This is a genomic window from Streptomyces sp. NPDC111744, assembly GCF_055634995.1.
The window spans coordinates 78,255-91,625 of record NZ_JBVKCG010000008.1 but is presented as its reverse complement, the minus strand read 5'-3'; the positions used below and the strand labels follow the sequence as shown (position 1 = coordinate 91,625).

At 72.9% G+C, this 13,371-nt stretch carries 11 protein-coding genes; 4 read left to right on the top strand and 7 right to left on the bottom strand.

Features of this window, described 5'->3' with window-relative positions; translation table 11 throughout:
• Positions 1-6: 6 nt before the first annotated feature.
• Positions 7-627: a LysE family translocator gene (locus tag ACZ7OO_RS19745; RefSeq protein WP_471506050.1), complete on the bottom strand. Its 621-nt coding sequence runs from the start codon at positions 625-627 to the stop codon at positions 7-9.
• A gap of 82 nt (positions 628-709) precedes the next feature.
• Here ACZ7OO_RS19745 and ACZ7OO_RS19740 point away from each other — a divergent pair, with 82 nt between their 5' ends.
• Entirely contained in the window at positions 710-1,162 is a 453-nt protein-coding gene (locus ACZ7OO_RS19740) for an Lrp/AsnC family transcriptional regulator (protein ID WP_352220460.1), read from the top strand.
• A 75-nt stretch (positions 1,163-1,237) separates the two neighbouring features.
• Here ACZ7OO_RS19740 and ACZ7OO_RS19735 read toward each other — a convergent pair whose 3' ends face one another.
• On the bottom strand, positions 1,238-1,885 hold the full coding sequence (locus ACZ7OO_RS19735) for a TetR family transcriptional regulator (RefSeq protein ID WP_471506049.1): 648 nt from the start codon (positions 1,883-1,885) through the stop codon (positions 1,238-1,240).
• A 122-nt stretch (positions 1,886-2,007) separates the two neighbouring features.
• Here ACZ7OO_RS19735 and kbpA point away from each other — a divergent pair, with 122 nt between their 5' ends.
• Both kbpA and afsK read left to right on the top strand, forming a co-directional pair.
• On the top strand, positions 2,008-2,730 hold the full coding sequence (gene kbpA / locus ACZ7OO_RS19730; RefSeq protein ID WP_471506048.1) for an AfsK-binding protein KbpA: 723 nt from the start codon (positions 2,008-2,010) through the stop codon (positions 2,728-2,730).
• A 208-nt stretch (positions 2,731-2,938) separates the two neighbouring features.
• Entirely contained in the window at positions 2,939-5,293 is a 2,355-nt protein-coding gene (afsK, locus tag ACZ7OO_RS19725) for a protein serine/threonine kinase AfsK (RefSeq protein ID WP_471506047.1), read from the top strand.
• Positions 5,294-5,487: 194 nt separating this feature from the next.
• Here afsK and ACZ7OO_RS19720 read toward each other — a convergent pair whose 3' ends face one another.
• The 3 genes from ACZ7OO_RS19720 to ACZ7OO_RS19710 are packed head-to-tail and all read right to left on the bottom strand — an operon-like array spanning position 5,488 to position 7,827.
• Entirely contained in the window at positions 5,488-6,261 is a 774-nt protein-coding gene (locus ACZ7OO_RS19720) for an enoyl-CoA hydratase/isomerase family protein (protein WP_471506046.1), read from the bottom strand.
• Positions 6,258-6,671 (bottom strand): Zn-ribbon domain-containing OB-fold protein, encoded by a 414-nt coding sequence (locus ACZ7OO_RS19715; protein WP_471506045.1) that lies wholly within the window; start codon positions 6,669-6,671, stop codon positions 6,258-6,260. The genes ACZ7OO_RS19720 and ACZ7OO_RS19715 overlap by 4 nt, the downstream gene beginning before the upstream one ends.
• A gap of 1 nt (position 6,672) precedes the next feature.
• Entirely contained in the window at positions 6,673-7,827 is a 1,155-nt protein-coding gene (locus ACZ7OO_RS19710) for a lipid-transfer protein (protein ID WP_471506044.1), read from the bottom strand.
• A 95-nt stretch (positions 7,828-7,922) separates the two neighbouring features.
• Between ACZ7OO_RS19710 and ACZ7OO_RS19705 the strand changes: the two genes are divergently transcribed.
• Positions 7,923-9,512: a FadD3 family acyl-CoA ligase gene (locus ACZ7OO_RS19705; protein WP_471506043.1), complete on the top strand. Its 1,590-nt coding sequence runs from the start codon at positions 7,923-7,925 to the stop codon at positions 9,510-9,512.
• A 425-nt stretch (positions 9,513-9,937) separates the two neighbouring features.
• Here the strand turns inward: ACZ7OO_RS19705 and ACZ7OO_RS19700 are convergent, their stop codons facing one another.
• Together ACZ7OO_RS19700 and afsR are read right to left on the bottom strand one after the other, a co-directional pair.
• On the bottom strand, positions 9,938-10,120 hold the full coding sequence (locus tag ACZ7OO_RS19700) for a hypothetical protein (RefSeq protein ID WP_471506042.1): 183 nt from the start codon (positions 10,118-10,120) through the stop codon (positions 9,938-9,940).
• Between the two features lie 200 nt (positions 10,121-10,320).
• Complete coding sequence (gene afsR / locus ACZ7OO_RS19695) at positions 10,321-13,272, bottom strand: SARP-family global regulator AfsR (RefSeq protein ID WP_471506041.1); 2,952 nt, start codon at positions 13,270-13,272, stop codon at positions 10,321-10,323.
• Positions 13,273-13,371 lie beyond the last annotated feature (99 nt).

Sequence of the window (13,371 nt, the reverse complement as noted above, 5' to 3'; positions counted from 1 at the left end):
CAGCCCTCACAGCGCGTGCTGTGCCAGCAGCAGGGCGCCGATGCCCAGCATCGCCGCCCCCGAGGTGCGGGTGACCGCCCTGGCCGCTCGCGGACGGGCGGAAAGCAGGCGGCGGGCCAGGGTGCCGACCGCGAGGTAGACGGCGGCGCAGGCGGCCATGTGCAGGGCGCCGAGTACCGCCGTCTGGGCGGCCACGGGGGCGTGGTCGCCCTTCGTCACCAGGAACTGGGGGAGTACGGAGAGATAGAGCAGCAGGCCCTTGGGGTTGAGGCCGCTGATCGCCGCGCCCCGCCAGAAGCCCGGCCCCTCCGGCCCGGCCGCCGCTGCTGCCCCCTCCGCCGCAGGCACCGCCGGGCGCCGCAGCACTCCCCACCCCAGCCACACCAGATAGACGGCTCCGGCCACCGTGAGCGCGGTGAGCAGCATCGGCGAACCCGCCACCAGCACCGCGAGCCCCGCGACCGCCAGTGCGGTGTGCAGTGCGTACCCGGCGACCAGGCCCGCCACCGCCCGCGGTACCGAGCGGCCGCGCACCCCGGCGGCGATCACGAACGCCCAGTCGGCGCCCGGCACGCACACCAGCAGCAGGTCCACGGCGAGGAAGGAGATTAGGGGTCCGGCGTCCATGGCAGGAACATTAGGCGCGAACTGGCCGAAAGTGTTGTCGAAATTTGCTCGTTACCGGCTCCATCGGGGGAGAATCTGCCCCATGGACGACGTGGACCGGAAAATTCTTGCCGAGCTCCAGCAGGACGGGCGGCTGACCGTGACCGAGCTGGCCGGGCGGGTGCGGCTGAGTGTCTCGCCCTGTCACCGGCGGTTGCGCGAGCTGGAGCGGTCGGGGGCGATCAGCGGGTACCGGGCGGTGGTGGACCCGTCGTCCGTGGGGCTGACCTTCGAGGCGCTGGTCTTCGTGTCCATGCGGCAGGAGGACCGGGACACGGTCGCCGACTTCGAGCGGGCGCTTGCGGAGATCCCTCATGTGCTGGACGCACAGCGACTGTTCGGCGAGCCCGACTATCTGCTGCGGGTGGCCACCGCCGACCTCGCCGCCTTCCAACGGCTCTACGACGAACGGCTCGCGACCCTGCCGGGCGTGCAGCGCCTCACCTCGACCCTGGTGATGAAGCACGTCGTCCGGGACCGGCCGCTGCCTGCGTGACGGAACCGGTAGCGCGACAGGCGGTGGTCCACCTCGGGTGAACCACCGCCTGCCAGACAGGACCCAGGGCGCGGGTTACTTCGTCGGCTTCTTACCGGTCACGCCCAGATGCACCAACAGTGCGAGGTTCGGCTTGAGTTCGGTCTGCTTCACGCCCCAGGACTGGAAGCCCTTCTGGTGCGAGGCGACCGCCGCGAGCATCGCGACCAGCGAACCGGCCATGGCCGCCGGGTTCACGTCCTTGTCGACCTTGCCCTTGGACTGCAACTCCTTGATGGAGTCGGTCAGGGAGTTGTTCACCGAGTTCAGGATCTTCATACGGATCTTGTAGAACCGTTTGTCCCCCTCGGCCGCGCCGAGGTCGACCACGCGCAGGATCGCGTCGTTCTTGCGCCAGAACTCCAGAAATCCGTCCACGAGTTCCTGTGCCGTCGCCCAGCCGGCCTTGCCGACCCAGGAGCGCCCTTCCAGCAGCGCGGTCAACTGGCCGCCCTCGGTGGCCATTTGCTCGGCGATCTCCAGGACGGCGCCCTCGACGTCCGGGAAGTACTGGTAGAAGGTCGCGGGCGAAGTACCCGCCTTCCGGGCGACATCGATGACCTTGACGTCCCGGTAAGGGGAGGAGCTGAGCATCTCGCTGAGGCAGTCGAGCAGCTTCTGCCGGGTCGCCTGCCCACGCCGGCCGGCCACGCGGCCGTCGACGGTACGCACTTGTCCTGTCATGCCGTCAGCTTACCGAGGGGTGATCGGAGCGCGATTCGGCCGACTGCAAATGGGGTGCACGGCCGCGGGGGCGGTGGTGCGGCTGGTCTGCGGGGTGCGGGGCGGGCGGTTACTTTGACGACATGGCCGAAAACAGGGCATCCGGATACACAGAGGGCGTCCCCTGCTGGGTGGACGTGCAGCTTCCCGACGTCGAGGCGGGCAAGCGGTTCTACGGCGGGCTCTTCGGGTGGACCTTCGAGGACGCCGGCGGGGGGTCCGTGTGGGCCCGCCTGGCCGGCGCGGACGTCGCCAGGCTGGCATCCAAGAGGGACGGCCGGATGCCCACCGTGTGGACGGTGTTCTTCGCGACCCCCGACGCCCGGGACCTCGCCCGGCGGATCCTGGCGGCCGGCGGCCAGCTCGTGAGCGACCCGGCCCCCGTCCGTGACCTCGGCACCGCCGCCCTGGTCGCCGACCCCCAGGGCGCCGTCTTCGGCCTCTGGCAGGCCGCGGGCCACCCCGGTTTCGGCGTCCGGCACGCCCCCGGCACCTTCGCCTGGGCGCAGCTCTACACCAGCGACACCGGCGCGGCCAACGAGTTCTACGGCCGCCTCTTCACCGACGCCCTGTTCGGCGCCGGTGCCGACCCGGACTTCGGCCGCGCCCCCGTCTCCGATGTCTTCTACGCCGGGATGCCGCCGCAGTTCGTCGTGCACTTCCGTACCGGGGACGTGGAGGCCGCGGTCGAGGCCGTGCGGCAGCTGGGCGGCCGGGTCCAGGCGCCGCCCTTCGAGACGTCGTACGGAAAAGTGGCCGTCGTGACCGACAATCAGGGGGCGTCCTTCGCGCTGCTGCAACGCTGAGGCCGGATGTAGACGGATACAGACGGCTCTCGGCGGATAATGTCTCACTTTGTCCTGTGACACCCCGATTGGTCGCCGGGTTCGCAACCTGCGCCCGGGCCAGGAAGAATCGGGGTGCGTGCCGCCATGGCGGTGCGGTGGTGAGACGCTGCACGGGGTCGCGTACATATGTGGGTGGACGAGGCCCGTACGGGGAGGTGGCAGGCAAGTGGTGGATCAGCTGACGCAGCACGATCCGCGGCGGATCGGGCCGTTCGAGGTGCTGGGACGGCTGGGGGCCGGCGGCATGGGGCTGGTCTATCTCGCGCGCTCGGCGTCCGGGCGGCGCGTGGCGATCAAGACGGTCCGGACCGAGCTCGCCGAGGACCAGCTGTTCCGGGTCCGCTTCACCCGCGAGGTGGAGGCGGCCCGCGCGGTCTCCGGCTTCTACACGGCCGCCGTCGTCGACGCCGACCCGCGGGCGGCGGTGCCGTGGCTGGCGACCGCGTACGTGCCCGCGCCCTCGCTCGAGGAGATAGTGAACGACTGCGGGCCGCTCCCGGCCCAGGCGGTGCGCTGGCTCGCGGCGGGCGTCGCGGAGGCGCTCCAGTCGATCCACGGTGCCGGACTGGTGCACCGGGACCTGAAGCCGTCGAACGTCCTCGTCGTGGAGGACGGCCCCCGGGTCATCGACTTCGGTATCGCGTCCGGCGTCTCGAACACCCGTTTGACGATGACGAACGTCGCGGTCGGCACCCCCGCCTACATGTCCCCCGAGCAGGCCAAGGACTCCCGCAGCGTCACCGGCGCCAGCGATGTCTTCTCCCTCGGCTCCATGCTCGTCTTCGCCGCCACCGGCCACCCGCCCTTTCACGGCGCCAACCCGGTCGAGACCGTCTTCATGCTGCTGCGCGAGGGCCCGGACCTCGAAGGCCTCCCGGAGGAACTCCGCCCTCTCATCGAGTCCTGCATGCAGATGGAGGCCACCGGCCGCCCCAACCCGGCCGACCTCCAGGCCCAGCTCGCCCCCCACCTCTTCGGCTCCGGCTCCGACGACAGCGGTACGGCGTCCGCGTGGCTGCCCGAGAAGGCGGTCGCGCTGATCGAGTCCCGTCGCGGCGGCCGCCCGGCCGTGAAGCCCTCCGCCAACCCCTCCGGCGGCCGCAGCGGCGGCCGGCTCGCCGTCCCCCCGCCGCCCTCCTACGACCCCGTCGTCCCGGCCCCGGTCCCGGTCGGCGCCCCGGCCCCCGGTCCCGACGCCGGCCCGGTCCGGCTGGCCGGCGCCCGGGTGCCGATCGGCCCCGGCCCCCGGGTCGCCGACGCCCGCGCCGCCGCCGTCAAGGCGCCTCCGCCCGAGGCCGGCCTGGTGGCCAACTGGTCCCGGCCGCGCCCCGGCGTCAACGGCGCCGACCCCGCCGTACCGGCCGCGCCCGTCCAGCCTCCGGAGACCGCGTCCGGCTGGCGGCCCTGGCGGTTCCGTATGTCCAACGACGTCTGGGGCACCCCGGCCGTCGACGGCGACCTCGTCTACGTCACCTCCTTCGAGGTGCACGCCCTCGACGTCGCCACCGGTCGCCGCCGCTTCAAGACCCGCGACGTCGCCTGGTCCATGGCGGTCGCCGACGGCCGTATCCACGCCTCCGACGGGCCCACCCTGTTCGCCCTGGAGGCCCGCGAGGGCGGCGACCTGTGGCGGCTGTCCACCGACGCCTGGGTGTACGCCCTCAAGGCCGACCGCGACACCCTCGTCACCGGCACCCGGGGCGGCGGCGTCCAGGCCTGGGAGGCCTCCAACGGGCAGAAGCTCTGGGAGCTGTCCGGCGCCCAGACCGACTTCGAGTCCCCCGAGTCCGGGCCCTCCCTGCACGAGGGCACGGTCTTCGTCTGGCAGGACGGCCGGCTGCGGGCGCTGGACGCCCGGACCGGCGACGAGCGCTGGTCCTACCCCATCGGCGACGCGGCCTCCTGCGGCGGCGTACCGGTCCGCCTCACCCACGCCCCCGACGGCTTCGTGTACGCCTCCGCGGGCACCCGCGTCATCGCCTTCGACTCGGCGACGGGGCGCGTCCGCTGGCACTTCGAGGCGCCGGCCGTCTTCCTCTCCCCGCCGGCCTTCGTACCCGGCCCCGCGGTCACCGGCGGCGGCATCTACCTCGCGGACTATCTCGGCACCGTCTACGCCCTCGACGCCACCGACGGCCGCGACCGCTGGCGCATCGCCACGGAGGCCCGCGCGTCGATCGAGCCGGTGCTCGTCGCCGCCGGGCACGTGCACGTCGGCAGCGGCAAGGGGCTGTACACCCTGGACGCGGTCACCGGGACGCCCAAGTGGCGCTTCCAGGCGGGCGGCGACGTGGTCGGGGCGCCGGTGGTGGCGGAGGGCCGGATCCACTTCGGGTCCACGGACCATCTGCTGTACACGCTGAAGGCCGACGACGGGCGGCTGCGCTGGAAGCTGGCGACGGGCGGGGAGATCACCGGCTCGCCGGTGGTGCGGGACGGTGTCGTGTACGCGTGCAGCAAGGACCGGTGCGTGTACGCGCTGGACGCGGAGAAGGGGACGGGGACGGCGCGCACGGCGTGAGTGCCGCGATCGGTTGAGGGGGAACTGCGCGACAAGCCCCCACGGCGCCGCAGTGGTGGATCTCTGGGTGCCCGGGACGGCCGTCGTACCAGTTGGTTGCACGGAAGGGCTGTGCACGGCGGCCGTCGCACGGGGTGGGAGTCGACTCCCACAGCGAACGCTACGCCCGACCGCCGTCCGCCGCACGCGGTGACTCAGCGGATACGGGGCGTGGTCCGGGACCGGTTCCCGAACAGCTCGGCCTGCCGGTCGTCCGGCAGATTCCCCAGCGCGATCAGGTACGGCGCCTGCCCGTACCCCCGCTCCCGCGCCGCCTCCTTCGCCGCCCACAGCGCCCGCACGCTCCCCTGCACCCCCTCGGCCGGATACCCGGCGATGACGGTCGCGCACCGTACGGCCGCCTCCAACGCCCGCCCCGGCTCGGTCACTTCGGACACCAGCCCCACCTCGTACGCCCGCCGGGCGGAGACGCGCTCGGCGTTGCCCATGAGTACCATCCGGGCCACCTCCCCGTACGGCATCCGCTGCGCCATCAGCACCGACTCGTAGGCGCTGACCATGCCGTAGGAGGTGTGCGGGTCGAAGAACGCGGCCGTCTCGTCGGCGACGACGAAGTCCGACTCCCCGAGGAGGTAGAAGGCGCCCCCGCAGGCCATCCCGGTCACGGCGGCGATCACCGGCTTCCACAGGTCGTTCGCCTTCGGGCCGACGGCGATCAGCGGATCGTCCTGCATGTACGGCGAGGAGGGCTGCGGCACCACCGCGTCCCGGTCGAGCCCGGTGCTGAAGGCCCGCCCGCCGGCGCCGGTGAGGACGACGGCCCGTACGGCGTCGTCGAAGCGCAACGTCCGCCAGGCGGCGGAGAGTTCGGCGGCGGTGGCCGGATCGATGGCGTTGAGCTTCTCGGGGCGGTCCAGGGTGACGACGGCGACCCCGGTGTCCTGGTCCGTGGTGAGGCGCAGGCTCACGGCCGCTCCAGGACCCACTGCGGCAGACCGTCCGCGAACACCGCCTGCACCCGGGCCCCGATCCGGATCCGGTCGGGGGGAAGGGAGTTGAGGGGGGCGCCGGCCGCGCTGACCAGATTGCCCACCAGCCGTATGCGCGGCGCGTCCGCCAGCTCCACGACCACGACGTTGTACGGGGCCTGTGCCGCGTAGTCCGGGAGGAGCGGCGGGTGCGGGACGACGTACGACCAGATCCGCCCGCGTCCGTTCGTCGGCCGCCACTCGCTCGCGAAGGACTGGCAGTGCGGGCAGCACGGGCGGGGCGGGAAGCGGGGCTCTTGGCAGTCGGCGCAGGCCTGGACGCGGAGTTCGCCCAGTGCCGCGTACTGCCAGAAGGGGGCGCCGTCGGCGTCGATGGCCGGTCGCAGCATCTCAGCTCCTGTTCGTGAGGAGGAGGGCGGACGTCGGCACGCCCTCGCCCGCGGTGACCAGACAGGTGGCGGCGCCGGGCACCTGGGCGGTACTGGTGCCGCGCAGCTGTCTGACGCCCTCGGTGATGAGGTTGAACCCGTGGACATAGGCCTCGCTGAGCCCGCCGCCCCCGGTGTTGACGGGCAGCCGCCCGCCGATCTCCAGCGCGCCCTGCTCGGTGAACGCCCCGCCCTCACCCCGTCCGCAGAAGCCGTATCCCTCGAGGGAGAGGGGGATCAGCGCGCTGAAGGCGTCGTAGATCTGGGCGACGTCGACGTCCTCCGGTGTGAAGTCGGCGTGCTTCCACAGGTGGCGGGCGGCGGTCCAGGCGGGTCCGGTGAGCGGGTCGTCGTTCCAGTAGTTGACCATGCCGTGGTGCTGGGCGGGGAGGCCCTGGGCGGCGGAGTGGACGTACACGGGTCGCCCGGCGCAGTCCCTGGCGCGCTCCCTGCTGACGACCACGCACGCCAACGCCCCGTCCGTCTCCAGGCAGTTGTCGAAGAGGCAGAGAGGCTCGCTGATCCAGCGGGAGGTCATGTACATCTCGCGGGTGAGGGGACGGTCGTACATGACGGCGGCGGGGTTCTGGTTGGCGCGGTTGCGGCAGGCGAGGGCGACGTTGAAGAGGTGGTCGCGGGTGGCGCCGTACTCGTGCATGTAGCGGCGGGTGAGCATGGCTATCTCGTCGGCGGGCCGGAGGAGGCCGAAGGGCCGGGTCCACTGGGCCGGGGTGGGGAGCTGGACGGTGGTGTTGGTCCAGGGGCGGGGCCCGGAACCGCGCTTGCGCGACCGCCAGGCGACGCCGACCGTGGCCTGGCCGGAGGCGATGGCGGCGGCGAGGTGCGCGACCGTGGCGCAGGAGCCCCCGCCGCCGTATCCGACCTTGCTGAAGAAGGTGAGGTCCCCGAACCCGACCGCCTTGGCCAGCTCCACCTCGTCGGTCTCCTCCATGGTGAAGGAGGCGAGGGCGTCGACCTCGCCGGGTGCGATCCCGGCGTCGTCGAGGGCGGCGAGGACGGCCCGGCAGGCGAGGGTCCTCTCGTCCTCGTCGAGCCGTTTGGCGAAGGGGGTCTGTCCGATCCCGACGATGGCGGTGGCGTCCTTGAGACCGGCCATGTGCCCACACCTCCACGGCTGTCGCGGCTTGCTGACAGCTCGTCAGGCTACAGCTAATCTGACGGACAGTCAGCTATCCGTCCGGGGAGGCCGTTGTGCGCGGTGACATGGAGTGGGGGACCGTTCCGGGACTGGTGCGGTCGGCGGCCCAGCGGTACGCGGACGTCGAGGCGGTGGTGGACGGCCGTACCCGCATCACCTACGCCGAGCTGGGCGCCCGGGTGGAACGGGCGGCGGCCGCGTGCCTGGCCTCCGGCGTCGAGGTGGGCGACCGGGTGGCCATCTGGGCGCCCAACTCCCCGGACTGGATCGTCGCGGCGCTGGGCGCGGTGTCGGCGGGCGGGGTCCTGGTCCCGCTGAACACCCGCTTCAAGGGGGCGGAGGCGGCGGACGTACTGGCGCGGAGCGGGGCGCGCCTGCTGTTCGTGACGGGGACGTTCCTGGGGACGTCGTACGTGGCCTCGCTGCGGAGGGCGGCCGGGGACGGGGACTCCCGGGGCCCGCTGCCGGGGCTGCCCCTGCTGCGGGACGTGGTGGTGCTGTCGGAGGACGCGCCGGTGGACTTCCGCACCTGGAAGGACTTCCTGGCGGCCGGGGAGGCCGTGGGGACTGACGAAGTCACCAACCGGTCGGCCGAGTTGGACGGCGACTGCCTCTGCGACATCATCTTCACCTCCGGTACGACGGGCCGCCCCAAGGGCGCGATGATCACGCATGCGCAGACCCTGCGGGCGTACGAGGTGTGGGCCGACCTGGCGGGTCTGCGTACCGACGACCGCTACCTGATCGTGAACCCCTTCTTCCACACGTTCGGTTACAAGGCCGGGGTGATCGCGTGCCTGATGCGCGGGGCGACGATGATCCCGCAGCCGGTCTTCAACGTGGAGACGGTGCTGGCGAACGTGGCGGCGGAGCGGGTGTCGGTGCTGCCGGGTCCGCCGACCCTCCACCAGTCGCTCCTCGACCACCCGGCCCGCGACACCCATGACCTCTCGGCGCTGCGGCTGGTGGTGACGGGAGCGGCGGTCGTCCCCCTGCTCCTCGTCGAGCGGCTGCGCGGCGAACTCGGCGTCGAGACGGTCCTGACGGCGTACGGCCTCTCGGAGGCGAGCGGGATCGTGACGATGTGCCGCCGGGGCGACGACCCGACGGTGATCGCGTCGACGTCGGGGCGGGCGATCCCCGGCACCCGGGTGCGGGTGGACGCGGCGCCGGGCGAACCGGGCGAGGTACTGGTCCGGGGCTTCAACGTGATGCGCGGCTACTACGAGGACCCGACCGCGACCGCCGAGACGCTGACGGAGGACGGCTGGCTGCGCACCGGCGACATCGGCGTCCTGGACGCGGCCGGGAACCTGCGGATCACCGACCGGCTGAAGGACATGTTCATCGTCGGCGGCTTCAACGCCTACCCGGCGGAGATAGAGCAACTGCTGGGCCTGCACCCGGATGTGGCGGACGTGGCGGTGATCGGCGTACCGGACGGGCGGCTGGGCGAGGTCGGCAGGGCGTTCGTGGTGCGGCGCCGGGGCTCGGTGCTGACCGGGGACGACCTGATCGCCTGGGCGCGGCGGGAGATGGCGAACTACAAGGTGCCGCGGGCGGTGGAGTTCGTGGCGGAGCTGCCGAGGAACGCGAGCGGAAAGGTGGTGAAGGGAGAGCTGCGGAGCCGCCGGCTCGTCTAGGCCTGCTTCGTACGGGCGGTGGCGACGGGCTGGTGGTCGTGCCGGGGCTGCCGGATCCGGGCCAGGACGATGGTGTCGTCGTCCCTGACGCCGGACCTGACGTCGGACCGGCGTCCCCAGCGCCGGCCGGAGCCTCGGACATGACCACGCCGAGCACAAGCCGGAACAGCATCTCGATCCGGTCCAGGTTGGACGGGTTGTCCAGCATGCCGGCCACGACACCCGGGTTGCGCCCGGGCGAACGAGGCGAAGCGCCTTCACGGACGCGCCGGGTCCGGCGGAGCCCGGCGGGGGACGGGCCTGCGGTGCGCCGGGCCCCGGGTTCTGGCCCTGGATCGACCTGAACCTCTCCCCGGACACACCTCGGCCGCGGCGGCTCCCCCTCGGTGCCGCCGCGGCCGGTCCCCGTGTGGAGGAAGGTCCGGTCAGGCCGTCTCGCCCGTGGCGTGGATGTTGTCCGTGCCGACCTCCGCGGTGCCGTCGTCCACCTTGAGGGGGTTCGCGGTCGTCAGCGGCTCGCTCGTCGCGTGGATGTTGTCCGTACCGACGGTCGTCTCGTCCTCGACGTCCGTCGCGTGGATGTTGTCGGTGGTGGTGTTGTCGCTCATGTTCCCTGCTCCCCTGACAGTTCGGTGCCCTGAAATAGGCCGCCTGTCCGGCGGCTCCCCCGAGCCCGCCGGACAGGCGTTGTGACCGCTCACCGTAGTGCAACGGCCCAGGTCGCCCGCCTGCCCCCCGACGCGACGGAACGACACGACGAGAGTGACGGACGGCGATAAACGAACGATGAACGCTCCCGAGGGCGCAATCAGGTCACGGCGAGCGGCTGGAGGAGGGCCCGGACCGGGCCGGCCTCGGGGGCGCCCAGCGCCTCGAACAGGTCCAGTGCCTCGCGCCAGCAGACCTGGGCCCGGCCGGGCTGCCCGATGCCGCTCAACGCGTGCCCGAGCACGACCAGCACGTTGGCCCGCCGCCAGTCGCCGCCGATGCCGCGCAGCACGGTCAGGGCCGCCTCGGCGTTGGTGGCGGCCTGCCCCGGACGCGGCGCGGCGAGGTCGACCTCGGCCAGACGGAACAGGGACATGCCCTCCCACATGCGCTGGCGGCTGTCCCGGAACACCTCCAGAGCCTCCTGCAACCGGGCGGTCGCCTCGCAGAGCGCGCCGTGCTTGGTCAGGGCGAGACCGAGGGCGTAGCGGCCGTTGGCGCCCTTGAGGGCGTGTCCCATGGCGTCGTACATCTCCGTGCCCTGCCGGGCCAGGGTCACCGCGCTCTCGGTCCGCCCGGTGGCCAGATGGATGCGGGAGAGGTTGCACAGGGCACTCGCCTCGCCCGGGCCGTCGTCGCAGGCGCGGAAACCCTCGATCGCCTGGTTGAGATGGGCCTCGCCGTCCTCGTTGCGGCTCTGGTAGACCGCGATCACCCCGAGGATGTTGGACGACCAGCAGCTCGCCAGCGGATCGACGGACGCGCTCGTCAGTTCGCGGGCCCGCCCGGCCTCCTCGTCGGCCAGGTCGAACCTGCCGGTGACGCTGTGGGCGTAGGCCAGCGTGATCAGGGCCCGTGCCTCCGCGTGCGGGTCCTCGGCCCTGCGTGCCGCCTCGCGCAGTGCCGCGGCGACTCCTGCGTACTCCTTGGAGTTGGTGCCGGACTCGGCCAGGTCCACCGCGGCCCACAGCACGTCGACCGCCCGCGTCAGGAGTCCCGAGCCCGCGGACTGCCGTACGCACGCCAGCAGGGACACCGCTTCCGAGTACAGCCAGTCCTGCGCCCGGTGCCGGTCCGCGAAGACCAGCCCGGGGTGGTCGGGCGTGGCCAGGTGGTCCACCAGCCGGTCACCTGGCCGCTCCAGGGCGTAGACCCCGGCCGCCGTCGCCAGATAGAAGTCCAGCAACCGGGACAGCGCCGCCTCCCGTTCACTCGGGGGCTGTTCGTCGCGTTCCGCGCACGCACGCGCGTAGAGGCGGACCAGGTCGTGGAAGCGGTAGCGGCCAGGAGCCGCCGATTCGAGCAGCGACGTGTCGACCAGGGCCTCCAGCAGGTCCTCGGTCGCCTCTGCCGGCAGGTCGAGTACGGCCGCGGCAGCCGCCAGGGAGATGTCCGGGCCGTCCGCCAGGCCCAGCAGGCGGAAGGCGCGGGCCTGGGCCGGTTCCAGCTGGCCGTAGCCGAGTTCGAAGGTCGCCTTCACCGCCAGGTCGCCGGCCTGGAGTTCGTCCAGGCGGCGGCGTTCGTCCGCGAGCTTCGCCGCCAGCACCGAGACCGTCCAGGTGCGGCGGGCCGCGAGCCGGGACGCTGCGATGCGGATCGCCAGCGGCAGGAAGCCGCACGCGGCCACCACGTCCAGGGCCGCCTCGCGCTCGGCGGCCACCCGCTCCTGGCCGACGATCCTCGTGAAGAGCTGGAGCGCCTCGTCGGGGGACATCACGTCCAGGTCCACCAGATGCGCCCCGGCCAGGTCGACCATGCGGACCCGGGAGGTGACCAGCGCCGCACAGCCCTCGGTGCCCGGCAGCAGCGGACGTACCTGGGCCGCGTCCTTCGCGTTGTCCAGGAGGACCAGGACCCGGCGGCCGTCCAGGACCGAGCGGTACAGGGCCGCCCGGTCGTCCAGGGTGTCGGGGATGGCGGAGTCCGGGGTGCCCAGGGCACGGAGGAAGGAGCCCAGGACCGTCTCCGGTTCCGCCGCCCGGGGTCCCGCGCCCTGCAGGTCGACGTACAACTGGCCGTCCGGGAAGGCGGATCGGGCCCGGTGGGCCACATGGACGGCCAGGGTGGTCTTGCCCACGCCGCCGATGCCGGCCAGCGCCGACACGGCCATCACCCGGCCCTCCGCCGACGCCAGCACCTCGCCCAGTTCGGTGACGGAGGCGGCCCGTCCGGTGAAGTCGGGCACGGTGGCGGGGAGTTGGGCGGGGCGGACGAGGGTGGCCGGGGGGTCCGCCGTGGGGGAGGAGGGTTCCGCCAGGGCCGGGTCGGCCTGGAGGATGCGTTGCTGGAGTTCGCGGAGGCCCGGACGCGGGTCCACGCCCAGTTCCTCGGCGAGCAGGCGGCGGGTGTCCGCGTACACGGCGAGGGCCTCGGCCTGCCGGCCGCTGCGGTACAGGGCCAGCATCAGCAGTTCACGCAGGCGCTCGCGGAGCGGATGGGCCGCCGTCAGTGCCGTCAGCTCCGACACCGCCTCCGCGTGACAGCCCTGCTCCAGGTCCATGTCCAGGCGGGATTCGAGGAGTTGGAGCCGCCACTCGTCCAGGCGGACCCGGTGGGCCTCGGCGTACGGGCCGGGGACGCCGGCCAGCGCTTCGCCGTCCCAGCGGGACAGCGCCCGGTTCAGCACGTCCCGGGCGTGGGCCAGATCCCCGGCGCTCCGCGCCTTCTCCGCCTCCGCCGCCAGGTCCTGCACCACCGCCAGGTCCAGGGCGCCCTCGCCGAGGCCGCGCACCGCGTAGCCGCCGGACTCGCTGACCAGGACGCCCGGGTCCAGGATCTTCCGCAGCCGGGACGCGTACGTCCGCACCGCCGCCAGCGCCTGCGACGGCGGCTCGGGGCCCCACAGCGCGTCGATCAGCTCGGCCGCGGTCGCCGTGCGGCCCTCGCGCAGCAACAGGGCGGCGAGCAGCGCGCGTTGCTGCGGGGAGCCGGTGTTGAGCGGCTGCCCCTCGCGCCAGGCGCGCACCGGACCGAGCACACTGAAGCGCAACGCCGCCGCCTCCGCAGAGGAGGAGGGGCGCCGCTGCTCCGGTACCCGCGGTCCACCGTCCATGCCCGTCCCCCTAGACATCCCGATCCACTCCGTCAGTTTGCCTTGTTCACGGGAGTCGCGTCAGCCTGGCGAGACACCGATCACAGGCCGACACGCGGT